This window comes from Stenotrophomonas sp. YJH_SMC_64 (genome assembly GCF_059371375.1).
The window spans coordinates 89,012-113,565 of sequence record NZ_JCAFUN010000011.1 but is presented as its reverse complement, the minus strand read 5'-3'; the positions used below and the strand labels follow the sequence as shown (position 1 = coordinate 113,565).

The 24,554-nt window shown below is 66.1% G+C and carries 25 protein-coding genes and 1 other RNA gene; 14 read left to right on the top strand and 12 right to left on the bottom strand.

Features of this window, described 5'->3' with window-relative positions:
* Positions 1–24 precede the first annotated feature (24 nt).
* The 3 genes from AC5P9L_RS13420 to AC5P9L_RS13410 are packed head-to-tail and all read left to right on the top strand — an operon-like array spanning position 25 to position 3,102.
* Positions 25–1,110 (top strand): phytase, encoded by a 1,086-nt coding sequence (locus AC5P9L_RS13420; protein WP_032966030.1) that lies wholly within the window; start codon positions 25–27, stop codon positions 1,108–1,110.
* A gap of 14 nt (positions 1,111–1,124) precedes the next feature.
* Positions 1,125–2,474, top strand: a complete 1,350-nt coding sequence (locus tag AC5P9L_RS13415; protein WP_194434588.1) for a purple acid phosphatase family protein — start codon at positions 1,125–1,127, stop codon at positions 2,472–2,474.
* Between the two features lie 13 nt (positions 2,475–2,487).
* Positions 2,488–3,102, top strand: a complete 615-nt coding sequence (locus AC5P9L_RS13410) for an inorganic diphosphatase (RefSeq protein WP_012479786.1) — start codon at positions 2,488–2,490, stop codon at positions 3,100–3,102.
* Positions 3,103–3,121: 19 nt separating this feature from the next.
* On the opposite strand, the gene AC5P9L_RS13405 is transcribed toward AC5P9L_RS13410, so the two are convergent.
* A complete protein-coding gene (locus AC5P9L_RS13405) occupies positions 3,122–3,706 on the bottom strand; it encodes a hypothetical protein (protein WP_076739255.1) in 585 nt (194 codons plus the stop codon).
* A gap of 109 nt (positions 3,707–3,815) precedes the next feature.
* Here AC5P9L_RS13405 and AC5P9L_RS13400 point away from each other — a divergent pair, with 109 nt between their 5' ends.
* Both AC5P9L_RS13400 and AC5P9L_RS13395 read left to right on the top strand, forming a co-directional pair.
* Positions 3,816–5,231, top strand: coding sequence for a cryptochrome/photolyase family protein (locus tag AC5P9L_RS13400; protein WP_062606082.1), 1,416 nt, complete (start codon positions 3,816–3,818; stop codon positions 5,229–5,231).
* A 139-nt stretch (positions 5,232–5,370) separates the two neighbouring features.
* Entirely contained in the window at positions 5,371–6,066 is a 696-nt protein-coding gene (locus AC5P9L_RS13395) for a YiaD family glycine zipper/OmpA-like lipoprotein (RefSeq protein WP_005409106.1), read from the top strand.
* Between the two features lie 179 nt (positions 6,067–6,245).
* On the opposite strand, the gene AC5P9L_RS13390 is transcribed toward AC5P9L_RS13395, so the two are convergent.
* Positions 6,246–7,277: a LysR family transcriptional regulator gene (locus AC5P9L_RS13390; protein ID WP_005409107.1), complete on the bottom strand. Its 1,032-nt coding sequence runs from the start codon at positions 7,275–7,277 to the stop codon at positions 6,246–6,248.
* Positions 7,278–7,424: 147 nt separating this feature from the next.
* On the opposite strand from AC5P9L_RS13390, the gene AC5P9L_RS13385 reads away from it, so the two are divergent.
* The 6 genes from AC5P9L_RS13385 (at position 7,425) to AC5P9L_RS13360 (ending at position 15,234) form a co-directional block, all read left to right on the top strand.
* Positions 7,425–7,652 (top strand): hypothetical protein, encoded by a 228-nt coding sequence (locus AC5P9L_RS13385; protein ID WP_005409108.1) that lies wholly within the window; start codon positions 7,425–7,427, stop codon positions 7,650–7,652.
* Entirely contained in the window at positions 7,649–8,419 is a 771-nt protein-coding gene (locus AC5P9L_RS13380) for an SDR family NAD(P)-dependent oxidoreductase (RefSeq protein ID WP_005409109.1), read from the top strand. Before AC5P9L_RS13385 ends, AC5P9L_RS13380 begins: the two co-directional genes overlap by 4 nt.
* Positions 8,420–8,510: 91 nt before the next feature.
* Positions 8,511–9,734, top strand: a complete 1,224-nt coding sequence (locus tag AC5P9L_RS13375) for an efflux RND transporter periplasmic adaptor subunit (protein ID WP_005409110.1) — start codon at positions 8,511–8,513, stop codon at positions 9,732–9,734.
* Positions 9,735–9,846: 112 nt separating this feature from the next.
* On the top strand, positions 9,847–13,017 hold the full coding sequence (locus AC5P9L_RS13370; protein WP_005409111.1) for an efflux RND transporter permease subunit: 3,171 nt from the start codon (positions 9,847–9,849) through the stop codon (positions 13,015–13,017).
* 64 nt (positions 13,018–13,081) lie between these two features.
* Complete coding sequence (locus AC5P9L_RS13365; RefSeq protein ID WP_005409112.1) at positions 13,082–13,819, top strand: SDR family oxidoreductase; 738 nt, start codon at positions 13,082–13,084, stop codon at positions 13,817–13,819.
* On the top strand, positions 13,813–15,234 hold the full coding sequence (locus AC5P9L_RS13360; protein WP_043035475.1) for an efflux transporter outer membrane subunit: 1,422 nt from the start codon (positions 13,813–13,815) through the stop codon (positions 15,232–15,234). Before AC5P9L_RS13365 ends, AC5P9L_RS13360 begins: the two co-directional genes overlap by 7 nt.
* Before the next feature lie 41 nt (positions 15,235–15,275).
* On the opposite strand, the gene AC5P9L_RS13355 is transcribed toward AC5P9L_RS13360, so the two are convergent.
* A complete protein-coding gene (locus AC5P9L_RS13355) occupies positions 15,276–15,653 on the bottom strand; it encodes a VOC family protein (RefSeq protein ID WP_005409114.1) in 378 nt (125 codons plus the stop codon).
* Positions 15,654–15,792: 139 nt separating this feature from the next.
* Between AC5P9L_RS13355 and AC5P9L_RS13350 the strand changes: the two genes are divergently transcribed.
* A complete protein-coding gene (locus AC5P9L_RS13350) occupies positions 15,793–16,056 on the top strand; it encodes a hypothetical protein (RefSeq protein ID WP_005412996.1) in 264 nt (87 codons plus the stop codon).
* A gap of 19 nt (positions 16,057–16,075) precedes the next feature.
* Here the strand turns inward: AC5P9L_RS13350 and AC5P9L_RS13345 are convergent, their stop codons facing one another.
* The 6 genes from AC5P9L_RS13345 to AC5P9L_RS13320 all read right to left on the bottom strand — a co-directional run bounded on the left by AC5P9L_RS13345 (position 16,076) and on the right by AC5P9L_RS13320 (position 21,470).
* The gene (locus tag AC5P9L_RS13345) at positions 16,076–16,930 is read right to left on the bottom strand and encodes an endonuclease/exonuclease/phosphatase family protein (protein ID WP_099526956.1); all 855 of its coding nucleotides are present in this window, start codon (positions 16,928–16,930) and stop codon (positions 16,076–16,078) included.
* Positions 16,931–17,085: 155 nt separating this feature from the next.
* The gene (locus AC5P9L_RS13340) at positions 17,086–17,328 is read right to left on the bottom strand and encodes a hypothetical protein (RefSeq protein ID WP_005409117.1); all 243 of its coding nucleotides are present in this window, start codon (positions 17,326–17,328) and stop codon (positions 17,086–17,088) included.
* 132 nt (positions 17,329–17,460) lie between these two features.
* The gene (locus AC5P9L_RS13335; protein ID WP_005409118.1) at positions 17,461–17,694 is read right to left on the bottom strand and encodes a hypothetical protein; all 234 of its coding nucleotides are present in this window, start codon (positions 17,692–17,694) and stop codon (positions 17,461–17,463) included.
* Between the two features lie 87 nt (positions 17,695–17,781).
* Positions 17,782–18,486: a PA1136 family autoinducer-binding transcriptional regulator gene (locus tag AC5P9L_RS13330; protein ID WP_111117864.1), complete on the bottom strand. Its 705-nt coding sequence runs from the start codon at positions 18,484–18,486 to the stop codon at positions 17,782–17,784.
* 5 nt (positions 18,487–18,491) lie between these two features.
* The gene (gene hchA, locus AC5P9L_RS13325) at positions 18,492–19,364 is read right to left on the bottom strand and encodes a glyoxalase III HchA (protein ID WP_111117866.1); all 873 of its coding nucleotides are present in this window, start codon (positions 19,362–19,364) and stop codon (positions 18,492–18,494) included.
* An 84-nt stretch (positions 19,365–19,448) separates the two neighbouring features.
* Positions 19,449–21,470, bottom strand: a complete 2,022-nt coding sequence (locus AC5P9L_RS13320) for an esterase/lipase family protein (RefSeq protein WP_049397840.1) — start codon at positions 21,468–21,470, stop codon at positions 19,449–19,451.
* Positions 21,471–21,623: 153 nt separating this feature from the next.
* On the opposite strand from AC5P9L_RS13320, the gene AC5P9L_RS13315 reads away from it, so the two are divergent.
* The gene (locus AC5P9L_RS13315) at positions 21,624–22,085 is read left to right on the top strand and encodes a methyltransferase family protein (protein ID WP_024956434.1); all 462 of its coding nucleotides are present in this window, start codon (positions 21,624–21,626) and stop codon (positions 22,083–22,085) included.
* Positions 22,086–22,098: 13 nt separating this feature from the next.
* On the opposite strand, the gene AC5P9L_RS13310 is transcribed toward AC5P9L_RS13315, so the two are convergent.
* Positions 22,099–22,581, bottom strand: a complete 483-nt coding sequence (locus tag AC5P9L_RS13310) for a hypothetical protein (protein WP_099526954.1) — start codon at positions 22,579–22,581, stop codon at positions 22,099–22,101.
* 154 nt (positions 22,582–22,735) lie between these two features.
* Positions 22,736–23,089, bottom strand: a transfer-messenger RNA (tmRNA) gene (gene ssrA, locus AC5P9L_RS13305).
* 219 nt (positions 23,090–23,308) lie between these two features.
* On the opposite strand from ssrA, the gene AC5P9L_RS13300 reads away from it, so the two are divergent.
* The gene (locus AC5P9L_RS13300; protein WP_279915689.1) at positions 23,309–23,881 is read left to right on the top strand and encodes a hypothetical protein; all 573 of its coding nucleotides are present in this window, start codon (positions 23,309–23,311) and stop codon (positions 23,879–23,881) included.
* Positions 23,882–24,004: 123 nt separating this feature from the next.
* Here the strand turns inward: AC5P9L_RS13300 and smpB are convergent, their stop codons facing one another.
* Entirely contained in the window at positions 24,005–24,508 is a 504-nt protein-coding gene (gene smpB / locus AC5P9L_RS13295; protein WP_005409231.1) for an SsrA-binding protein SmpB, read from the bottom strand.
* Positions 24,509–24,554: the final 46 nt, after the last annotated feature.

Sequence of the window (24,554 nt, the reverse complement as noted above, 5' to 3'; positions counted from 1 at the left end):
CCTCGCATCACCCTGCTGGCCACCATGCTGGCCGTGACGTTGGTGGCCGGCTGCACGCCGGCCAACGGCAATGATCCGGCCGTGGCCAAGCCCGGGGCGAAGGCCACGAACGAGCGTGCGGTGACCACCATCGCCGAGGCATTCCTTTCACCGATGACGCCGGCTGACAACATCGATTCGCCTGCCGCCTGGCGTGCACCTGACGGAAAGCTCTGGCTGATCGCCACTGCCAAGGCCACCGACAAGCTGGTGGTCTACGACGGCAGCAGCGGCCAGCACCTGCGCGACGTAGGCAGCAGCGGCACCGCGCCAGGGCAGTTCGATCGCCCAAACGGCATCGCGGTGACCGACGATCTGCTGTGGATCGTGGAGCGCGACAATCACCGCGTGCAGGTGCTGAGCCTGCCGGACTTCACTCCACTGGCGACCTTCGCTGCGGACGATCTGCGCAAGCCGTACGGGCTGTGGGTCGACCGCCGTGCCGATGGCTACAGCGTCTACGTGACCGACTCCTGGGACAACGGCGAGGATGCACAGGGCCGTGACATCCTGCCGCCGCTGACCGAGCTGGACAAGCGCGTGCGCCAGTACCAGGTGACCCGCGATGGCGCGAAGGTCGAAGCGAAGCTTGTGGCCAGCATCGGTGATACCACTGAGGCGGGTGCCCTGCGCGTGGTCGAGTCGATCTGGGGCGACCCCGAGAACGATCGCCTGCTGATCGCCGAAGAGGACGAGGGCTACGCCAGCGAGTTCAAGGTCTACACGCTGGCCGGACGCTTCACCGGCACCACCTTCGGCCGCGACGTGTTCAAGGCGCAGGCCGAAGGCGTAACCCTGCGCACCTGCGGCAAGGATGGTTGGTGGATCACCACCGAACAGGGCAAGCAGCGCAGCGTGTTCCACCTGTTCGACCGCCACACCCTGAAGCCGGTCGGCGCGTTCCAGGGCAATACCGTGGCCAACACCGATGGCATCTGGATGATGCAGCAGCCCAGCGCGCGCTTCCCGCACGGCGCGTTGTATGCGGTGCATGACGACCAGGGCGTGGTGGCGTTCGACTGGGAGAGCATCGCCAAGCAGTTGGCATTGCCGCTGGAGTGTGGTTCGTGAGCGGTCGTTGCCTGATGCGTACGTTGGCGCTGGGCCTGCTGCTGGCGGTGCCGTCGTTGTGCTTCGCGGCGGCTGAAGCGAACACCCAGGTGCCGCCGGGCAGCCGCCACTACGCAGCGACGACGGTGCCGGACCGCATTGTCGCTTCGCCGGCAGTCGATCCCGGCCATGGGTTCGCCGTGGCCTGGCGCACCGACGGCAGCGTGCAGGCGCCGCTGCTGGAGATTGCCCTTGCCGGTGATTCACCGGCCATCGAGGGCATCCGCCAGGTGCGCGCCACGACCCGCGCGCTGCAGACCGAGAACGGGCTGTCGCACCACCACCGCGCTGATGTCAGCGGCCTGCGGCCCGATACCCTGTACGTCTACCGCGTGCAGGGCAACGGCAGCTGGAGCGCCTGGAACCAGCTGCGCACGCTGGCTGCGCCCGACCAGCCGCTGACCCTGCTGTACTTTGGAGATACCCAGAACAAGAACGTGAGCCATGTCAGCCGCGTGGTGCGCGCCGCGCAGAAGGCCGCACCCGAGGCGCGCCTGAGCCTGTTCGCTGGCGATCTGGTCAGTGGGGGCGATGGTGCCGATGACAGCGAGTGGGGCGAATGGTTTGCCGCCGCCGGTTGGCTGGCGCAGGAAACCCTGGTCGCGCCGGCGATCGGCAACCACGAGTATGTCGAGGAGTTCGAGGACACTCCGCAGGAACGCCGCGTGCTGGGCAGGCACTGGCCGGTGACGTTCGCGCTGCCGGGCAATGGGGCATCCGCCGCACAGCAGACCAGCTACTGGTTCGATGCGCAGGGCGTGCGCGTCGCCGTGGTCGATGGCACGTCGGCACTCGACCTTGGCACGGCCAAGGCGCAGGCCCAGTGGCTGGACAAGGTACTGACCGGCAATCCGCAGCCGTGGACGCTCGTGCTGCTGCACCAGCCGTTCTATTCGCCGCGCGAAGGGCGCGAGAACGGCGCATTGCGTGACGTGCTGCTGCCGGTGGTTCGTCGCCACAACGTCGATCTGGTGCTGCAGGGCCACGATCACACCTATGGCCGCCGTGGTGAAGGACAGGCCGCGACGCCGCAGTATGTGGTGACCGTGGCGGGGCCGAAGCAGTACCGTCTCTCCGACGAGGCACGTAGGACGATGGATCCGGTGGCCGAGGACACCCAGCTGTTCCAGGTGTTGCACATCGATCCGCAGCACCTGCGCTATGAAGCCCGCACGGTGACCGGGCGACTCTACGATGCCTTCGAGCTGCGTCGCGACGCCAAGGGCGGCAAGCAGCGCACGGAGCTGACCGAAGGCCGCATCACGCCGCGTGACTGCCCGCGCGCGCAGACTGCCAAGGGCCGCGCCGATCGCTGCTGGGAATGAGGAGGAGATCCAGATGAAAACCGTACACCGTCTTGTCCCCATGGCTGCCATCGGCGGGGCCCTGCTCCTACTCGCGACCGCGGTGGCCGCCGCCGATGGCGTGCTGCACCCGTTCCTGGTGGCGCAGCCGAAGCAGGCGCCGCAGGAAGTGAACCTGGCGGTGGAGATTCCGGCCGGCAGCTTCACCAAGTACGAGATCAAGGAGGACGGCCTGGTGCATGTGGATCGCTTCCAGTCGATGCCGGTCGCCTATCCGGCCAACTACGGTTCGATGCCGCGCACGTTGGCTGGCGACAACGATCCGCTGGACGCGCTGGTGCTGACCCGTGAACCCCTGCATCCGGGCGTGATCGTGCGCTTCCGGCCGATCGGCTACCTGAAGATGGTCGACGGCGGCGAGCACGACGAGAAGATCATCGGCGTGCCGACCGACAAGGTTGACCCGACCTACGCCAACATCCGCGACCTGGCCGATCTGCCGGAGATCGAACGACAGCGCATCGAAGCGTTCTTCCGGGTCTACAAGGACCTGCCGGCCGGGCGCAACCCGGTGCAGCTCAACGGTTGGGGCAACGCTGCCGAGGCGCGGACGCTGATCAGCGAAGCGATGAAGCGCTTCGAAAAATAGATCCACGCCATGGCTGGATTCAGTCCAGCAACGTCTCGATGAACGACTCGGCCTGCAGGCGGTCGCCCAGTACCCGGGCCACCGCCTGTACGGCTGCCTCCTGGTGTTCAGGACGGATGCCGCCATCGTCATCGTCGTTGTAGAGGTCATCGCCGGCATCGAGGTACACCGTGCCTGCAGCAGCCAGAGCCGCCATCAAGGTCGGCACATCGGCAGTGATCTCGCCGGCATCCAGCAGGCCGGCGCCGTGATGGCTGAACAGCACACGGCCGTCGTCCAGGTCGAGGATGAACGGATCAGCGCCGCGATCGGCAATCACCAGCCAGTTCGATGGCCAGTCGTTGATCCGTTCGCCGCTGACGCCATGCCATCGATAGCCGGCCTGCTGGCTCCACAGGCGCTGCAGTGGCGGTATCCAGACATCAAGGCCGGGAACGGTGATGCCGGCGCGGCCAACCCTGGCATTGATCTCTTCGCCCAGCGGCCCGACCTGCGCGTAGAACGACGCCAGTGCCGTGGGCAGCGGGAACGGGCCCTGCCAGTCACGCTCGTGCTGCGCATGCAGCGGCCCGAAGCGGGCGAATGAGGCGTGCAGATCATCCATGTCAGAGTCCAACGGGTAGCGGCCGTGCAGCCTAGCAGACGGCGTCTGCGCGCATCCCCTTCACCACCGCTGGCTATCATGTGCGCCTTCCACAACGAAGGCAGTACCTGTGTCGGTAGCGTTGGTATGGTTCCGCCGTGATCTGCGGCTGCAGGACAATCCGGCCCTGCAGGCCGCGCTGGATGCCGGCCACGACGTGGTGCCGGTCTACATCCATGCGCCGCACGAAGAAGGTGAGTGGGCGCCGGGTGCCGCCTCCGATGCGTGGCGCCACCGTTCACTGGCCGCGCTGGATGCGGACCTGCGCACGCGCGGTTCCTCGCTGGTGCTGCGCAGTGGTGACAGCCTGCCGGCCCTGCAGTTGCTGATCGCGCAGACCGGCGCCGAGGCGGTGTACTGGAACCGCAAGTACGAACCGGCCACCCAGCCACGCGACGCCACCATCAAGCGCATGCTGCGCGAGCAGGGCATCGACGCGCAGAGCTGCAATGGCAGCCTGTTGTTCGAGCCTTGGGACATCGCCACCCAGCAGGGCCAGCCGTACAAGGTATTTACGCCGTACTGGCGCAATGTACTCAGTCATTGGCGCCTGCCGGCACTGCAGGCCGCACCGGAAGCACTGGCGCCGCACGCGGTCGACAGCCTGGCATTGGATGATCTCCAGCTGGCGCCGACGCTGGACTGGGATACCGGCTTCTGGGAGCACTGGCAGCCGGGCGAAGCCGGTGCGCTGGAAGCACTGTCCGTCTTTGAAGACGGTGCCCTGCGCGGGTATCGCGAGCAGCGTGACCTGCCGGACCGTGTCGGGACCTCGCGGCTGTCGCCGCACCTGCATTTCGGCGAAATCGCACCCTGGCGGATTGCCCATGCGCTGGAAGGGCTGCGTAGCGCCGGCGCCGACGCCGACATCGACGGCTACCTGCGCCAGCTGGGCTGGCGTGACTTCGCCTACCACCTGCTGCATCACTTCCCGAAGACGCCCACCGACAACCTCAACCCGCGTTTCGATCGCTTCCCATGGGCAACGCCCAGTGAGGCGCAGCTGCACGCCTGGCAGCGCGGCAACACCGGCGTGCCGATCGTCGATGCCGGGCTTCGCGAGCTGTGGCACACCGGCTACATGCACAACCGGGTGCGGATGATCGTCGCCAGCTACCTGTGCAAGCATCTGCGTGCGCACTGGCTGCATGGCGCGCGATGGTTCTGGGACACCCTGGTCGATGCCGACCTGGCCAACAACACGATGGGCTGGCAGTGGGTGGCGGGAACCGGCGCCGATGCTGCGCCGTACTTCCGCGTGTTCAATCCGGTCACCCAGGCCGAGAAGTTCGACCCGCAGGCCCGCTACATCAGCCGCTGGGTGCCCGAGCTGGCCGCACTGCCGGTGAAGGCACGATTCGCGCCCTGGCAGCATCCGTTGCTGCTGGCGGCACACGCCCCGGACTATCCACGCACGCCGCTGGTGGATCTGGCCGCCGGCCGCGACGCCGCGTTGGCGGCTTACCGTCAGTCGGGGGCAGGGTAAAGGGCGACCTGAGCGATCCGGTCAGTTAGCTGAACGTGGGCCTGTCGCGGTGCCCGATCATCATTCCGGCATCGCATCGTGCTGTTTATTCTCTTTGCGCCCGCAGGCCGCCGGCCAACCGGAAACCAAGGAGAACCTCATGATCCGCAACACCACCCGCAACGTCGCACTGGCCCTGATGAGCGCGGCCGTCCTGTCGGCCTGCGCCACCGGCGGCTCCTACGTACAGAGTGACCAGTACGGCAACCCCACCGAGCAGCAGAACCGCACCGGGCGCAACGCCCTGATCGGTACCGCCATCGGCGTGGCAGCCGGCCTGCTGACCGGCGACAGCGCCACCGAGCGCCGCCAGCATGCCCTGATCGGCGCCGGTATCGGTGCGCTCAGCGGCGCCGCCGTCGGCCAGTACCAGGATCGCCAGGAACGCGCACTGCGCGAGCGCACTGCCAACACCGGCATCGATGTGCAGCGCCAGGGCGACAACATCATGCTGAACCTGCCGGACGGCATCACTTTCGACTTCGGCAAGTCGACCCTGAAGCCGCAGTTCTACGGCGCGCTCAATGGCGTGGCAGGCACCCTGCGTGACTACAACCAGACCATGATCGAAGTGGTCGGCCACACCGACAGCATCGGCAGCGATGCGGTCAACAACCGCCTGTCGAAGGAACGTGCCGACTCGGTCGCGCAGTACCTGATCGGCCAGGGCGTGCAGAGCGTGCGCATCGAAACGCTGGGCGCCGGCAAGTCGTACCCGATTGCCGACAACAGCACCGACGCCGGCCGCGCCAAGAACCGCCGCGTCGAGATCCGGGTGATTCCGCTCAAGCAATAACGCGTAGCGTTACTGCTTGAGCCGGTCCGGCCATCGGCCGGAACGAAAATGCCGCCCTTGCAGGCGGCATTTTTGTGGGTGCCGAGCGTTGCTCGGCACGCCGATAGCGCACCCCTCTGTAAGCCATGCCGACCAAGGTCGGCAACTACCAGGAGATGGGTAGGCGCTCTTGTTGCAGGCTACGCCGCAGAAGCGGCCACCTTCTCCAGGATCCGCTTGCCGCTGCTTTCCAGAGCGGCGTCTTCCTTTTCCTTCTGCTGCTGCGCCAGCTTCGCACCCGGGCACTGCGCCAGCATGTAATTGGCGTCGAAGTTGAGCTTTTCGACCAGGAAGTCGACGAACGCACGCACCTTCGGCGAAACCAGGCGGCCGCCTGCGAACACGGCGTTGAAGTCCACTTCCGGGCCGGTCCAGCCGGCCAGCACGCGGCGCACCATGCCTGATTCAACGAACGGCTTGGCCATCACGTCGCCGGTCAGCAGCAGGCCTTCGCCACAGACCAATGCACCATTCAACGCAGACATGTCGTTGGCGGTCATCAGCGGGGTGACCGGGAAGTCACGCAGCTCGCCGCCGTTCTCGCCCAGCTGCCAGGTGAAGCGCGGCGAATTTCCGGTGTGGTACGGCTTGCGCATCGCCAGGATGCGATGGAACTGCAGCTCTTCCGGATGCAGCGGCTCGCCGTAGCGCTCGATGTAGGCCGGGCTGGCGAATACCTGCGTGCGCAGGCTGCCCAGCTTGCGCGCGACCAGGTTGGAATCGGGCAGGGCACCCACGCGCAGCGCCAGATCTGCTTCGCCGGCAATCAGGTCCAGCTTTTCGTTGCCCATGTGCATGTCCAGGCGGATCTCCGGATACTGCGCATGGAACTGGCCCAGCAGCGGGGCGATCCACGTGATGCCGATCGAATAGGGCACGGTGAAGCGCAGCCAGCCGCGCGGGCCGGACTGCAGCTGGCTCACCGCGCTCTCGGCCTCTTCCAGTTCGCGCGCGATGCGCTGGCAATGTTCGTGGTAGATCGAACCGGCTTCGGTCAGGCCGAGGCGGCGCGTGGTCCGGTGCAGCAGGCGCGCGCCCAGGCGCGTTTCCAGCTCCTGCACTTTGCGGCTGACCGTGGTCTTGGGCAGGCCGAGCGATTTGGCAGCGGCAATGAAGCTGCCTTGCTCGACCACTTTGACGAAGATCAGCGTCTCGTTGAGATCGTGGGACATGGTCGGGGATCCTGGACGTCGGGGATGGGACAATCGTGACAGAACGATTGGACCGGGAGCGGGATGATTATTCCCCTTAATCAGGACTAATCAAGTAAAGGTTTGAGGTCTATCGTGGCGCCATTCGTTAATTGGAGCCCGTCCGCCATGAGCCTGCGCAACATTCTTGCCCGACTCCGGAACGCCGGCCAGAACACCCTGGACCTGGCGATGACCGTCGAAGCCCGTCCGAGTTCCTTGGTACACAAGGACTTTCGTGAGTTTACCGCGCCCATGCGTCAGCAGCGTGGCGGTGCCATCCGCCTGGCCCCTCACAAGGGTGACCGCCTGCGCCGAATCGGGACTATCCCGGATTTGGGAGGAAATGTCCCGTGAATGGGATGCTGACGCCTGAAGTCCTGGTCCTGGGCGGCACCGGTGCCGTCGGCCAGGGTGTGGTTGGCGCGCTGCTGGAGGCCGGCAGCCCGGTACTGGTTGTCGGCCGCGATCCGGGCCGGCTGGCGGCGCTGCACGAGCAGTTCGCTGACGAGCCGGGCCTGGAGACGCTGCTGGGGTCGCTCAGCGACGACGGATCGGCGCGCGCGCTGGCCGAACGCATCGCGCAGCGCCCGCGCCCGTTGGCGGCGGTGATCGCCGCAATGGGTGGACCGTACCGCCGCGGTCGCGTGGTCGACCGCAACGGTGACGAACTGATGGGCGCGATGCAGGCCGATCTGATGCCGCACGTGCACGCGGTGCGTCACCTGCTGCCGCTGCTGCAGGACAACGTGCATGCGCGCCGCTACGTGATGATCGGCAGCCCGGCCAACGCCAAACCATGGGCGGGCTACGGCGAGACCTCGATCACCACCGCCGCGCTGCGCATGTACGCGCAGGTCGTGCACCAGGAAGCGCAGGCGCTGGGCGTGCGCGCGCAGATGCTGGAAGTCTGCAGCCCGGTGTGCACCCCGGCCAATGCGGCCAATGCCTGCATCGAGTGGCCCAGCTCGCTGTTGGTGGGTCGTCGCGTTGTGTCGCTGCTGGATGGTTGCCGCGACAACCGTGCCATCGTCCGCTGTGACAGCAGCGATGCCGAACTGCCGCGCGGCCTGCTGCACCTGGAAGTTCCCCCTTTGTGGCGCGATACCGCAGGCGTCGCTTGACCTCGACCATGGTTGAGGTCGCAGGATACGCCGCCGATTTTTGCAACACGTTCTCGTATAGCTGTACCACCCCTCCGTACGGATGCATGCCATGACTTCCCCCAATACCACCCCACATCGTTTCGGCCATCGCATTGCGATGGTCGGCGTGTCGATCCTCGCCGCAGCCGTGCTTGCGGCCTGCAGCGGCGGCCACGCCGAAGAAGCCGGTGCACCGCCGCCGCCGCAGGTCAGCGCCGCGCCGGTACTGGTCAAGCAGGTCAGCCAGTGGGACGAATTCAGCGGCCGCGTCGAAGCGGTGCAGAGCGTTGAACTGCGCCCGCGCGTGTCCGGCTACATCGACAAGGTCAACTACGTCGAAGGCCAGGAAGTGAAGAAGGGCGAAGTGCTCTTCACCATCGACGCGCGCAGCTACCAGGCCGAGTACGATCGAGCGGCTGCCGAGCTGGCCCGCGCCCGCACCCAGGCCACGCTGGCCCGCAGCGAGTCCGAGCGTGCCAAGCGACTGTCCGAGCAGCAGGCGATCTCCACCGAGACCGCCGAACAGCGTCGCGCGGCCGCCGACCAGTCCGGTGCCGCCGTGCAGGCCGCGCAGGCTGCGCTGGACGCGGCCCGGCTCAACCTGGAGTTCACCAAGGTGCGTGCACCGATCGACGGCCGTGCCGGTCGCGCGATGGTCACCGCCGGCAACCTGGTCACCGCCGGCGACAGTGCCAGCGTGCTGACCACGCTGGTCTCGCTGGATACCGTCTTTGTCTACTTCGATGCCGACGAAAGCACCTTCCTGCGCTACGCCCAGATGGCACGCAAGGGCGAGCGCCCGAGCGAGCGTGACAGCGAACTGCCGGTGAAGGTTGGCCTGTCCGGCGAAGAGGGCTACCCGCACTCGGGCAAGGTCGACTTCCTCGACAACCAGGTCGCCCGCAGCACCGGCACCATCCGCGTCCGCGCACTGCTGGACAACGCCGACCGCCAGTTCACGCCGGGCCTGTTCGCCCGCGTGCAGCTGCTCGGCAGCGGCCAGTTCCAGGCGCTGCTGATCGATGACAAGGCCGTGCTGACCGACCAGGACCGCAAGTATGTCTACGTGGTCGACAAGGATGGCAAGGCCCAGCGCCGCGACATCCAGCTTGGTCGCACCGCTGATGGCCTGCGCATTGTCGAACACGGCCTGGCCGCGGGCGACAAGGTGATCATCGACGGCGTGCAGAAGGTCTTCATGCCGGGCATGCCGGTGCAGGCCAAGGCGGTGGCGATGCAGCCACAGCCGGCGCCGGCACCGGGCCGCGATGCCACCGCCGCCCTGAAGCACTGATCCGCGTCCCCGCTTAGCTGCCGGCGCCAGCGGCAGCCTTCCCTGCCTTCGTCATTTCGGCGAGGGGCAGGGTGGCTGTTGCCCGCCGAATGCCTTTCCCAGGAATTCCTCCATGGACTTTTCCCGTTTCTTCATCGACAGGCCGATCTTCGCGGCGGTGCTGTCGATCGTGATCTTTGCCGCAGGCCTGATCACGATTCCAATCCTGCCGATCAGCGAGTACCCGGAAGTGGTGCCGCCGTCGGTGGTCGTGCGCACGGTCTATCCGGGCGCCAACCCCAAGGTCATCGCCGAGACCGTCGCCACGCCGCTTGAAGAAGCCATCAACGGCGTCGAAGGCATGATGTACCTGAAGTCGGTCGCCGGTTCCGACGGCGTGCTGCAGATGACCGTCACCTTCCGCCCGGGCACCGACCCGGACGCAGCGGCGGTGAAGGTGCAGAACCGCGTGGCGCAGGCGCAGGCGCGCCTGCCCGAGGACGTGCGCCGGCAGGGCGTGACCACGCAGAAGCAGTCGCCGACCTTCCTGATGGTGGTGCACCTGACCTCCCCGCAAGGCAAGTACGACACCCTGTACCTGCGCAACTACGCCCGCCTGCACGTCAAGGATGCACTGGCGCGCATTCCGGGCGTCGGTGATGCGCAGATCTTCGGTGGTGGCGACTACGCCATGCGCGCCTGGCTGGATCCGGACAAGGTGGCTTCGCGCGGCCTGACCGCCAGCGACGTGGTGCGCGCCATGCGCGAGCAGAACGTGCAGGTGTCGGCCGGCCAGCTCGGCGCCGAACCGCTGCCGGACAGCAAGTTCCTGACCCTGATCAATGCCCAGGGCCGGCTGAAGACCGAAAAGGAATTCGGCGACATCGTGCTCAAGAGCGGCACCGATGGCGAGATCGTACGCCTGTCCGACGTGGCCCGCCTGGAACTGGGTGCGGGTGACTACACCCTGCGCTCGCAGCTGGACGGCAAGAACGCGGTCGGTATCGGCATCTTCCAGTCGCCGGGTGCGAACGCGCTGGAAATCCGTGACCAGGTCATCTCGACGATGGACGAGATGCAGAAGACCATGCCGGCCGACGTGAAGTACGAAGCGGTGTATGACACCACCATCTTCGTGCGCGACTCGATCAAGGCCGTGGTCTCCACGCTGCTGGAAGCGATCGCGCTGGTGGTGCTGGTGGTGATCCTGTTCCTGCAGACCTGGCGTGCCTCGATCATCCCGTTGATCGCGGTGCCGGTGTCGGTGGTGGGTACCTTCGCCGCGCTGTACCTGCTGGGCTTCTCGATCAATACGCTGAGCCTGTTCGGCCTGGTGCTGGCGATCGGCATCGTGGTCGACGACGCGATTGTGGTGGTGGAGAACGTCGAGCGCAACATCGAGGAAGGCCTGTCGCCCACCGCCGCGGCCCACCAGGCCATGCGCGAAGTGTCCGGCCCGATCGTGGCGATCGCGCTGGTGCTGTGTGCCGTGTTCGTGCCGATGGCGTTCCTGTCCGGTGTCACCGGCCAGTTCTACAAGCAGTTCGCGGTCACCATCGCCATCTCCACGGTGATCTCGGCGATCAACTCGCTGACCCTGTCGCCGGCCCTGGCCGCGCGCCTGCTGAAGGCCCACGGCGCACCGAAGGATGGCCCGAGCCGCCTGATCGACCGCCTGTTCGGCTGGGTGTTCCGCCCGTTCAACCGCTTCTTCAAGTCCAGCTCGGAGAAGTACGAGCGTGGCGTGGCCCGCATCCTCGGCCGACGTGGCGCGGTGTTCGTGGTCTACGCGATCCTGCTGGTCGGTACCGGCGTGATCTTCAAGCTGGTGCCGCCGGGCTTCATCCCGACCCAGGACAAGCTGTACCTGATCGCCGGCGTGAAGCTGCCGGAAGGTTCGTCGATCGCGCGTACCGATGAAATGCTGCGCAAGGTGGCCAAGATCGCCCAGGAAACCGATGGCGTGGCTCACACCATCTCGTTCCCGGGTTTGAACGCGCTGCAGTTCACCAATACGCCCAATACCGGTGTGGCGTTCATTCCGCTCAAGCCCTTCGCCGAGCGTCATGGCCGTACCGCTGCGCAGATCAATGCCGAGATCAACCAGAAGATCGCCGGCCTGCAGGAAGGCTTCGCCTTCGCGATGATGCCGCCGCCGATCCTCGGCCTGGGCAACGGCAACGGCTACCAGATGTTCATCGAGGACCGCGGCAACCTGGGCTACGGCGCGCTGCAGAATGCGGTGCAGGCGATGCAGGGCACCGTGGCGCAGACGCCGGGCATGGCCTTCCCGATTTCCAGCTACCAGGCCAACGTGCCGCAGCTGGATGCCGAGGTCGACCGCGTCAAGGCCAAGGCACAGGGCGTGCAGCTCACCGAACTGTTCGACACCCTGCAGACCTACCTGGGTTCGGCCTACGTCAACGACTTCAACCAGTTCGGCCGTACCTGGCAGGTGATCGCCCAGGCAGACGGTCCGTTCCGCGAGACGGTCGAGGACATCGGCAAGCTGCGTACCCGCAACGACCGCGGCGAGATGGTGCCGATCGGTTCGATGGTCACCATCAAGCAGACCTTCGGCCCGGACCCGGTGCTGCGCTTCAATGGCTACCCGGCAGCGGACCTGGCCGGTGAAGCCGACCCGCGCCTGCTGTCCTCGGCCGAGGCGATGACCAAGCTGACCGAGATCGCCGGCAAGGTGCTGCCGGTGGGCATGACCACCGAATGGACCGACCTGAGCTACCAGCAGGCGACCCAGGGCAAGGCCGCCTTCATCGTGTTCCCGGTGGCGATCATGCTGGCCTTCCTGGTGCTGGCCGCGCTGTACGAGAGCTGGTCGCTGCCGCTGGCGGTGATCCTGATCGTGCCGATGACCCTGCTGTCCGCGCTGTTCGGCGTCTGGCTGACCGGCGGTGACAACAACGTGTTCGTGCAGGTCGGCCTGGTGGTGCTGATGGGCCTGGCGTGCAAGAACGCGATCCTGATCGTCGAGTTCGCCAGAGAACTGGAGATGGGCGGCAAGGGAATCGTTGAAGCTGCGCTGGAAGCCTGCCGCCTGCGCCTGCGCCCGATCGTGATGACCTCTATCGCGTTCATCGCCGGCACCGTGCCGCTGGTGCTGTCGCACGGTGCAGGTGCCGAGGTGCGCTCGGTGACCGGTATCACCGTGTTCGCCGGCATGCTGGGCGTGACCCTGTTCGGCCTGTTCCTCACCCCGGTGTTCTACGTGGCCCTGCGCAAGTTCGTCACCCGCAACGGTGGTGGCCAGCTGGTGCAGCACGGCGAGCCGACCATCCACCACTGACATGGAACCCCGTCGCCGCCGGTCAATGGCCGGCGGCGGCTTCCCCCTCACAAGGCATGCATCCATGAATACCCATCAGAACAAGATCGCGCTGGTCACCGGCGCCACCCGTGGCATCGGCCTGGAAACCGTGCGCCAGCTGGCCCAGGCGGGCGTGCACACGCTGCTGGCCGGTCGCAAGCGTGAGACCGCCGTTGAGCTGGCGCTGAAGCTCCAGGCTGAAGGCCTGCCGGTCGAAGCCCTGCAACTGGACGTGACCGACGCGGCCAGCATCGCCGAAGCGGTCGAGCAGGTACGCCAGCGCCATGGCCGCCTCGACATCCTGGTCAACAATGCCGGCATCATGATCGAGAATCCCGCGCAGGCGCCGTCGGAGCAATCGCTCGAGACCTGGAAGCGCACCTTCGACACCAACGTGTATGCGCTGGTGGCGGTCACCCAGGCCTTCCTGCCGCTGGTCAAGCAGGCCAAGTCCGGCCGCATCGTCAATGTGTCCAGCATGCTCGGCTCGCAGACCCTGCACGCGGATCCCTCCTCGGGCATCTATGACTTCAAGATTCCGGCGTACAACGCCTCCAAGGCCGCGGTGAACAGCTGGACCCTGAGTCTGGCCTACGAACTGCGCAACACGCCGATCAAGGTCAATACCGTGCATCCGGGTTACGTCAAGACCGACATGAACGGCGGCAACGGCGAGATCGAAATCAGTGAAGGTGCACGCTCCAGCGTGGAAATGGCACTCATCGGTGAATCCGGTGCCAGCGGCAGCTTCACCTACCTGGGTGAGGTGCTGCCATGGTGATCCGCACGTTGGCGATGGCCGTCTCCAGCCTGGTGCTGGCGGGCTGTGTCAGCGTCGGCCCGAACTACAAGGCGCCGGTGCAGGAACCGGTGGTGCTGCAGGGGGCGCAGCAGCCTGTGTTCAGCACTACCTCGCCGGTGGCCAGCTGGTGGGCGCAGTTCGATGATCCGGTGCTGGAAGAACTGGTGCACGGTGCACTGTCGGATAACCTGGACCTGCGCGTGGCCGTGGCCCGCGTCAGCCAGGCCCGTGCGGTGTTCGTCGAAAGCCGCTTCGACCAGGCCCCGCACATCACCGCGGGCGGCAGCTACGACCGCCGCAAGCAACCCGATCCGCAGCTGGGTGGGCAGCGGGTGTTCAGTGAAAGCTACCAGCTCGGCTTCGATGCCGGCTGGGAGCTGGATCTGTTCGGCCGCAAGCGCCGTGCAGCAGAAGCCGCGCGCGCCGACCTGGACGCCGAGCAGGCCAACCTGGCCGATGCGCAGGTACTGGTCGCCGCCGAAGTGGCACGCAACTACTTCGAGCTGCGCGGTACGCAGAAGCGCATCGCGGTGGCCCAGCACACCCTGGTCAACCTGCGCGATACGCAGAAGCTGACCGAGGCGCGCTGGGAGCTGGGCGCCGGCAGCGAGCTGGACGTGCAGAGCAGTCGCGCCCGGCTGAAGGCGATCGAGGCCGATATCCCGCTGCTGGAAGTGGCCGAAACGCAGTCGCGCAATCGCCTGGCGGTTCTGCTGGGCCAGCGTCCGGAAACGCTGACCGCCATGCTTGCGCCGCACGACGTGCCGGCATTTGCCAAGGCGCTGCCGCTGGGCGATACCCGCGAGCTGCTGCGCCAACGCGCCGACGTGCGCGTGGCCGAGCGTCGCCTGGCCGCTGCCACCGCGCGGGTGGGCGTGGCCACTGCGGACCTGTTCCCGCGGCTGTCACTGTCCGGTTTCGTCGGCTTCCTTGGCGGCGACGCCAGTGGCCTGGTCAATGGCAACAACAAGGCCTGGTCGCTGACGCCGTCGCTGAGCTGGGCCGCGTTCGACTTCGGCACCGTGCGTGCACGCCTGCGTGCCAGCAAGGCTGAGGCCGAGGGTGTGGCTGCGCAGTATGAGCAGGCCGTGCTGCTGGCGCTGGAAGACACCGAGAACGCGCTGACCCGCTATTCCAAGCAGCAGGCGCGGCTGGCGATCGTGGTCGAGCAGGCGCAGGCGGCACGCCGGGCTGAGTCGCTGGCGCAGATCCGCTACCGCGAGGGCTCGGAAGACTTCCTGACCCTGCTGGATGCGCAGCGCACGCAGCTGGCGGCCGACGATGCGTTGGCGGCGGCTGAGTCCGAGGTCAATGTCAGCGTGGTGGGCGTGTACAAGGCGCTGGGTGGCTGGGGGCAATCGCCGCAGCAACCCAGCGTGGCGCAGGTGCAGTAACCGCAAGGGACGGAAGCAGTGGCTTCCGTCCCTTTCTTCTGTCAGGGCCAATGATTGGCCGGTGTGTCGCGCTCGCGCATGCGCACGATGCAGAAGCGATGGCCGGTGGGTGCTTCCATCACCCACCAGCGTTTGACGAAGCCGATCCGGCGCGCGCCGAGTTTTTCCAGTCGATCTGCCTCGGCATCGATGTCGTCGCTCTCGATGTCCAGGTGCACCCGTGAGGGGTGAGCGACACGTTGCACTTCCACGTTCAGGCCTGCGGGTGCGCCCTGCAGGTCGGCGTACTCGGCGCCATCTTCGCCATACGATGGCTGCGCCTGCAGGCCGAGTGCGGCCGCCCAGAAGCGTGCGCCTTCGTCAGCGGGCGTGTCCTGGCAGTCGATGATGAATCCGGCCAGACGGCTCTGGTGCGCCATGACGTCCTCCGCAGATCGGGAATGGAGGGAGGGTAGCGCGTCGCGTGCTGTGGACGTTGTCACAGTCATGACGTTTCTGACTCTGCCAGAACCGGGGCCTGCGGTGTAACTAGTGGGGCAGATTCCAGGAGGGAAGGCGATGAGCGACGACAAACGTGATACCCAGCGCATGCTGTTTGGTGATCCGGGACCGCCTGGCGCAGGGCTGTCGGTAGCGGTCGTAGTGCTGATGGTGTTGGCTACCATGGCGGCTGCGATCGGCTTCATGCGCCTGCCGGACCAGATGCTGGGGCTGGGCCTGATCGGCATCTCCGTGTTTCTGGCGGTCGGTGCCCGCATCTGCCAGGCACGCAACCAGCATCAGGCGCTGTACCGGCTGATGTCGCGACGGCCGCCGCCGTAGCTGCGGCTGCCGTACAGGTTCAGTGCTTCGGCCAGTCCAGCTCGACCACCAGCGGGAAATGATCCGACGGCAGCACGCCGTCGATGCGACGGTCATCGGTCAGGAAGCTGCGTGCATGGAAGCCACGCACCAGCACCCAGTCCAGCTGCACGGTGGCCTTGCCGGTGAAATCGTGGAAGGTCAGGCGTGGCCCCTGCGGAACCTTCACCTGGGTACGGGTGTCCTGCAGCAGGCGGGTGAATGCCTTGTAGGTGTCACCACCGGGCTCGCTGTTGAAGTCACCCGTCAGGACCACCGGCAGATCGGCCGGCAGGGCTTCCACGCGCTTGCCGATCAGCTCGGCACCCTTCACCCGGCGCGGTTCATCCTCGTCGCGGTAGGGCAGGTGGGTATTCATGAAATAGAAACGACGGCCATCGTCCAGGCGGCGGAACAGGGCCCAGGTGACCATGCGCGGGTACAGGTTGCCCCAGGTGATGCTGCCGGGTGCGTCGGGTGTATCGGACAACCAGAAGTTGCCGGACTCCTCGATGGCCAGCACCTTGCTGTCGTAGAACACGCCCATGTGTTCGTCACCGCTGCCACCACGGCGGCCTTCGCCGAACCAGCGGTAGCCGGGCAGGTGTTCGGACAGGTAGTCGGCCTGCTCCTTCACCAGTTCCTGGGTGCCGATCACTGCCGGGTGCGCATCGAGGATGACCTTGACCATGGCATCGCGGCGGTCGGGCCAGCGCTTGCCCGGTTCGGTATCGGCCGGGGTGCGTACGTTGAACGACATCACTTTGAGTGGCGCCGGTGCAGCAGCCCAGGCGGCGGCAGGCAGCGCAAGCGCCAGCAGCGCACACAGCGCGGGGCGACGGAAACGCGACAACATCGTGGAATCCCTCCATTCCATGAAAACGGTTTCATGAAGCATGCCATGGAAGGTGGGGGCAGCGGTATGCCGGGACGGGCGGATGCAGGTGCCGGGCGGGCGGTGAAGGCGCCGCCCGGCGGATCGCGCGGGCGCGATCAGGGGGTCATGGATGCTCAGTCGGCAGGCAGGTACCACTGGCCATTCTGGTCAATCCAGTACACCCGGATGTAGGGAGTGCCGTCCTCGTCGAAGTACGTCACTTCGCAACGTTGGTGGTAATAGGGCCCCATCTTGACCCGGACGCAGTTCGTGTTCTCCGGACCACCGCCACCACCGCCGGCGGTGGCCTGGGACGGCGTGGAGAGAGCTCCCACGGCAAACATCAGTGCGGCCATCGAGGCCAGGTGCAGTTTCATGGGCATCATCCTTGTGTCTGCAATCGCGCATCTGCGCGGTGTCGTGCAACTACCCCCGATAGCGCATGCGATCGTGCGGCAGCTGCTGCATGCGCGCCGGCCCGGCGGGCGGTCCGGCGCAGTCCCCCCGGCTCAGTCGCGCAGGTAAGGGTTGCCGTACTCGTCGATCCAGTACTCGGCTTCGTACACGTTGCCGAACTCGTCGGTGTAGGTTTCCGTGCAGCGCTGGTGGACCCGGTTGTGGTCCACCTTCACCGGAATGCACGAAACATTTTCTTTCGGTCCCCCAGCATTGGCGTCCGCGGCTGGAGCCAGAGTTGCAATTGCCACAACCAACGCGGCCATCGCGGCCAGTTGCAGTTTCATAAGCATCATCCTTGCTTTCTGCAATCGCGCACATGCGCATGGCGTGTGTAGCACGCGAACCAGACTGCCGGAAGTGCCTTGCCCGGATCAGTCCTCGATCTCGCCGCGCCGACTGGCAGCGCGTACCGCCTGCGCGGTGGTTGCTACCCCCAGACGCTGGCGCGCGCGACGCAGGTGATTTTCCACTGTACGGGCGGAAAGCCCCAGCGTGGCCGCGATCTCCGCCTGGCGGCGGCCGGCGGCGACCCAGCGCAGCACCTCGCGTTCGCGCGTGCTCAACGCACTTCCGGAAAGCTCGCTGAGTGTCTCTGCAAGCCGGCGAGCGGCACGGAATGCTGCAGCTGCAGCAGCTTCCAGCTGCAGGCGCGCGCTGGCCGATGCATCGATCGCTGTCCCGGCAAAACTGATCGCGCCTTCCAGACCGGTGGTGCCGAACACCGGCACCTGCAGACCGTGCAGGCCTTCACCACGTGGCTGCTTCACCACCTGATAGCGTTCGCCGCGAACACCCTGGCGCTTGCTCCAGAAGAACGGCGCGTCACTGTCCAGTACGTGCCGATTGACCGGGCAGGCGTGCAGGTAGCGCGCGAGGTCGGTACTGCTGCCGTCGCCGAACCAGTCGCCCTCGATCCAGTACACGCGCTGTGTACCGCGCTCCAACCCCGTGCCGGTGGCGAACACCAGCACGCGGTCGTAGCCGAGCGGTGCAGAGATGCTGCGTAGTACGGCGCCCACCGCACTCAGTGAGCGGGCGCGTTCCAGTTCCAGCAACGCCTGCACCAGTTCGCTCATCCGGGTCAGCGGCTGGCCAGGGCGTCGAGCAGCGTGCGTGCGGCCAGCTTGCCCAGCGCATTACCGGCCAGCGGGCTGTCGCCGGTCAGCAGCAGGCGATCCTGCAGCACGCTGCCATCGATGCCGTCATTGACGATCTGCACGCCCTGCTGCGCCAGGCGCTCACCGAAGAACCACGGGAGCTGCCCGGGCATGTAGCCGATCTCCGGCGTCTGCCGGTCCATCGCATCGGGGAAGGCACAGATGCGGTAGCCGCGGAACAGCGAACCACCATCGGCCTCGTCAACGCCTGCGGCCAGCAATGCGGCCGGGCCGTGGCAAAGGGTGATGATGTGACGTTGCTCGGCCATCGCCCAGTGCAGGGCCGCCTTTACCGCGCGACTCTGCGGCAGTCCGATAAGTGCGCCATGGCCACCGGGGATGAACACGGCGGCATAATCCGATGCGGCATCGAGGCCTGCCACCACCTCATCCAACGGCAGTGGCTGGCGGAAGCGGGCTTCGTAGCGGTCGTACAGTCCGCCGATCTCCGTGTCCTCACGCGGGAACGCCCACCACTCGAACTTGGCGGCGTTGCCGGACAGCGTGGCCACATCGATGTCGAAGCCGGCCTTGTCCAGATGGTACATCGGCAGCAGGGTTTCCACCGGATGGTTGCCGGTGGAGAACAGGTGGCCGTTGGCAGTGGGCAGATAGCGCTCGTCCGCAGCGATCATCAGCACCTTCCAGCGGCCATCGCGGCGCGCGTCGGGATAGTCGGCACCGGACAGGTTGCTCTTGGGCGATGTGAACTGCGACAGCGAGTAGGGCGACGGGAAGAAGGCGTCGCGCTCGGCCGGGTCGGGGCTGGGCTGGCGGCTGGGCTCTTGCGTGTTCATGCGGACCTCCAGTGGGGTGGTGGGATCCAGCATAGAAGGGCTGATGCGTACAGGCGATGAGGGTTTTCCCTCAGCCGCGAGCAGCTACTTCACCGTGGCCGAATGCTGCTGCATGTCTTCATGCAGGATCCGCCGCAGTTCGACGATGGCCGGCGTGGCTTCCTGCACGCTGTGCCCGGATACGATTACCTTCTCCGAATCCGCGTGCGGCAGGTGCGAGCTCCAGTAGGGCACCAGCCCGTCGTCGGTTTTTTCCAGCGGCCCATCGGCCTTGGCGCGCGCGATGATCGAGTGGTAGTGCACCTTCGGCGACATCGGCAGGTCGGCCACCGCGCGGACGAAGGGATCGTCCTTGTCCAGATTCTGGATGCTGTTCATCTGGTAACCGTGCTTGCCATCATTGCGGTCGATCTGGCCGTCGTTGGCGATGGTGGCGACGTCTTCCAGCACGGTCAGCGGCAACCGCACCAGGCGACCGATCCAGCGGCCCAGGCGGGTGCCCGCCACGTCGGTGCCGCGGTGTGGCGTGGCGATGAATACCACGCGCGATACTTCCGGTTCCGGCAGGAAAGTCAGCACCGGTGCGCCCTTGGTACGCAGCAGTTCACGCTGTGCCGGCGTCATCTGCGCAGTCTCCAGCAGGGTGTCGACCAGATGATCGCCGGAAGAGGAGATCATCAGCCGCGCGATCACGCCACCCATGCTGTGCCCGACCAGCACCATGTCATGCGAAGCCTGCGCCTTGCCGCTGGGGTCGAAATGCTTGAGCACTTCGGACAGCGTATGACGCATCGCATCGTGGCTCATCGCGATGGGCATGTTGGTCGGGTAGTAGAACTGCCAGACCTGGAAGTCCTGGCGGATCTCGTCGTCGCGCATCAGTTCGTTGGCGACGTTCACCCAGGCTTCCGGGCTGCTGGCCAGGCCATGGATCATCAGCAGCACGCGGCGGTTCGGATCGTAGGGCTGCATCATGTACAGGTGCGGCGTGTCGATGCCGCCCTTGCCACCGAACAGCGAGCGCAGCGACTGGTGGCTGAAGTTGGAACGGGCCAGCCACAACGCATAGCCGGCGGTGAAGTTCGCGGCCAGCGGAACCTGTTGGCCATGCAGGGTGACTTCCGTGACCTGGTAGGGATCGTGGATCTCCAGCTCAGGCTCGTCGTCGTGCAGCACTTCCCACAGGTTCTTTCCCGAGAAGCGCAGCAGCACCGTCATCGAAGGGGAGGGCATCTCGCTCCAGCTCTGCGCGGCCGAGGTGCTTGCCTGCGCGGCGGGCGTCGCTGCCGAAGGCGGGGTGGCCGTGCTGCCAGCCGGATCGTTCATCACCGCCACCAGCTCGGCACCGAAGCCATCGCGCCGATGCACGCTGCGCAGCGTGCCAGTGAACGACAGCGAGGCCGCCGGTACCAGTTCGGTAGGGGTACGCGTATCCAGCGGTGATGCTTCGCCTGAAGGGGCCAGCACGAAGGTCCAGCGACCCAGCTGGAAGTGGCTGGCCTGGCCGTGCACGCGGCCCGTGGCATAGGCGTCGTACAGCTGTACCGAGGCTTCCTGCACGGCCAGGTTGTAGTAGTCGCGCACCTGGGTCTGGCGATCTTCGAAGCCGCGCTGGTTGGCGGTGCGCTCGGTGAAGAAAAGATAGGCATAGGCCTGGCGCGCGACCTGCATCCACGCATCCAGGCGCGGTTGGAAATCGGCATCCAGCTCGGTGATCGCGCTCTTGGCGCGGCCGGATGCCGAGTACTCACGCTTCGGCGCCGGCAGGGTCATCGCATACTGCAGCCACAACTCGGCCAGGCTGGAGCGTTTGTCTTCCTCGCGCACCACGATGCTGCTTTCCATCGCCTCGATGCAGGGCAGGCCCGGTTTGGCGCATACGCCTTCATCGAGGCCGGCCACCCGCAAGGTCTCCGTGGTCGCCGCGCTGAGCTTGCCGGAAGTGAGGATGTCACCGCGCTTGAGCGCGATGTACTGACCGGGCGTGACCGAGGCCACCTGCACCGACGGCCCGAACTGGCGCAACGTGGCGCAGCCGCCCAGGGTGAGCAGCACAGTGATGATGAGGGTCGTGCGGCCGATGAAGCCCAAGCCCGTGGTTGCCATACGATCCTCCTGCGCGGTGGCGCCACTCTAGCGGTCGGCATGTCAAAGCGGAAGATACCGGGCGGTCGGTTTGGGGCGCTCAGGCGCTGCCATCCAAGCGATTCAGCCGGTTCCGTGTGACACTGGGGTGAATGGAGTTATGCAGGGACTGCGATGACGTGGCTTGAGACCCGGATCCCGCCGCCGCTGGTGATGCTGCTGTGCGCGGGGATCGGCTGGCTTGGGAGCCGACTGTGGCCGGAGGCGGTCTTGCCACTGCCGATGCGGGCGCTGATGTCAGGCGGGGTGATTGGGATCGGTGTGGCGCTGAACCTGCTGCCGAAGCTTGCGTTCCAGCGGGCGCGCACCACGGTCAATCCGCTGCGCCCTTCGGCATCAAGCGCGCTGGTCACGCGCGGCATGTACCGTTACACGCGCAATCCGATGTACCTGGGCCAGGCAACGATCCTCACTGGCGCAATGTTGTACCTGCAGAACACGATCGCGTTGCTGGCTGTGCCGTTGTTCGTGCTCTACATCACCTGGTTGCAGATCATGCCGGAAGAGCGGGCGTTGCTGGCCCGCTTCCCCGACGTGTATCCGATGTTCCGCCAACGTGTGCGGCGTTGGCTGTAGCGGGCTTCACCCGTTATCGAGAAATCTGGCACTTGACGGCAGCGGAATAGCCTTCGTAGTCATCGCCTGCGATCACGTGCAGGGTGTGGCGCTTGTCGATGGTCTTCACGTATGAAGGTTCCTGCGTGTTGGCGTGTTCGTTGACCGTGTTCACTGACCACGCTTTGGCCAGATGCGTGGCGTCAACGCCGTTCAAGTAGACGAAGAGGCTCTTCTCGCCCTCGGCCACGTTCACATCGGCACTGGTGACGGTGCCGCCGAACAGGGCGACCGGCTTGTCCTCCGGCTCGAAGGTGCCACCCGGTTTCCTGGCCAGGCCAGCGGCCTGGAGTGCATCGATGGCGTCGGCCTCGCTGAAGTCCGAGCCGGCCTTGCAGGCCAGCAGGGCTTCCAGCGTGGCGGTGCCGGGGGGCGCGATGGCCGGTGCCGCGGCGTGCGTGGCTGGGGCGGCGGCGAGGGCGGTGAGGAGCACGGAAATCGTCAGGGCAGCTTTCATGGCAGATCCTTCTGGCGGTCGCGGGGTGGGGCTGCAGTGTGGAGGTGTCATCCCGATTATGCGCCACGCGTCCTGCGCGACGTGCAGGCACAAAAAAGCCGGAACTCCATTGACGGGAGATCCGGCTTCTTGCGGCCTCGACAGGCCATACAGATGGTGGAGGTGGGCGGAATTGAACCGCCGTCCGAAGGCACTCCATCCCCAGCACTACATGCTTAGCTCACCGTTGGATCTCGTCCCCGAACAGCACGGCGTGCAAAGCGCATCCGGGAACCAGCCTGTTGTGTTCTAGTGCCGGACTGACAGGCAGCCACCCAGCGCGATTCCATGATAGTGACTCTACACCGCGAGCATGGACACAAGCGGTTTCGAGGCTTAGGCCTTAAGCGGCCAGAGCGTAGTTGTCGTCGTTGGCAACTAGAGTTTTGCAGCTGGATTTACGAGGAAAGCTACCCCCTCGGCATGCGCCAGGCGACTTCACAACCCCCGTCGAAACCAATGCACCCCCGGTTTCTACAGTGCTGCAAGGTACAGGGCCGATCCCGCGTTGCCACGGTCAGGGCCTGCCCAACGGTTGCAATGCTACGGCAAAACAGCTGAACAGTCACCTTTGCAATCCACAACACGTTGTAGAGCCGCCGTCATAGCGGATTGGTAACGTCATTGGCACGAATTTGCGACACACTGGCGACGACCATCCGAGCCAGGACAGACACGGAGACTGTGGGTGACCGATGCAAGCCAACAACGCAGCCTGCGACAGCTGATCGGGCCGGTCGGTGCCGACTATCAGCGGCGCGCGTTGCCGCCCGGCTGGGTCTGGGCCGTGCTGGCGGTGCTGCTGGCGGCCACCTGGGTGACGGAGTTGCCGGCCACGGCCGCGGCGGCCCTGGTCGCCAGCGCGGTGGTGGTGCACTGGTCGCAGCGCGGTCGCATCCATTGGCGCGGCTGGCGCCTACCGGGCCTGGCCGTACTGGCGGCCCTGCTGTGGGGGCCGGAAGTGCTGTCGCAGTGGTTCGAGCACGGGCTGGCCGTGGTCCTGATGTCGCTGGCCAGTCTCAGTATTGGCGTGCACGTGTGGCAGTCGCGGCAGTTGGCGCGCCAGCTGCAGGGCGCCGCCGATGCGCTGGATGATGCCCAGTTGCTGTCGTTGCTGCCCGATGATGCCGCGCAGCTGGCCCAGCAGTGGCGGGAAGGCGATGACCGCTACGCGCCGGAACTGGCGGTGGTGATGCACCTGGCGGTGATGCACGCGGCGCTGGCGCCGCGCATGCGCGGGCAGGGCATGCTGGCGGGGTGACCGCCTTTTGTAGCGTCGAGCCATGCTCGACTGCTTTTCTTACCGAAGCCGAGCATGGCTCGGCTCTACAGAAGACCAAGACAGCCGAGCATGGCCCGGCTTTACAGGTGATGCGCTGCGGCCTTACGCGTCGCGGTTGCCGCGACGCATCACGCGCTGCTTCTCGATCGCCCAGTCGCGGTCCTTGGCGGCATCGCGCTTGTCGTGGGTCTGCTTGCCCTTGGCCAGCGCGACTTCGAGCTTGATCTTGTTCTTGCTCCAGTACATCGCGGTGGGCACGATCGTGTAGCCATCGCGCTCGACCTTGCCGACCAGCTTGTCGATCTCGCTCCGGTGCAGCAGCAGCTTGCGCTCGCGCCGGTCGTTGGCCACCACGTGGGTGGAGGCCTGGATCAACGGGGTGATCTGGGCGCCGATCAGGAAGATCTCGCCGTGCTTCACGTAGGCGTAGGCATCGATGATGTTGCCGCGGCCAGCGCGGATCGACTTCACCTCCCAGCCCTGCAGTGCCAGGCCGGCCTCGAAGCGTTCTTCGATGTGGTACTCGTGGCGGGCACGCTTGTTCAACGCGATGGTCTTGTTGGCCGTCGCGCTCTTTGCTTTATCCTTGCCGCTGTTCTTGCTCATTTCCGTATTGTCTCCGATTCGGGCCCGCCCGGTCGATTGCCGAAAC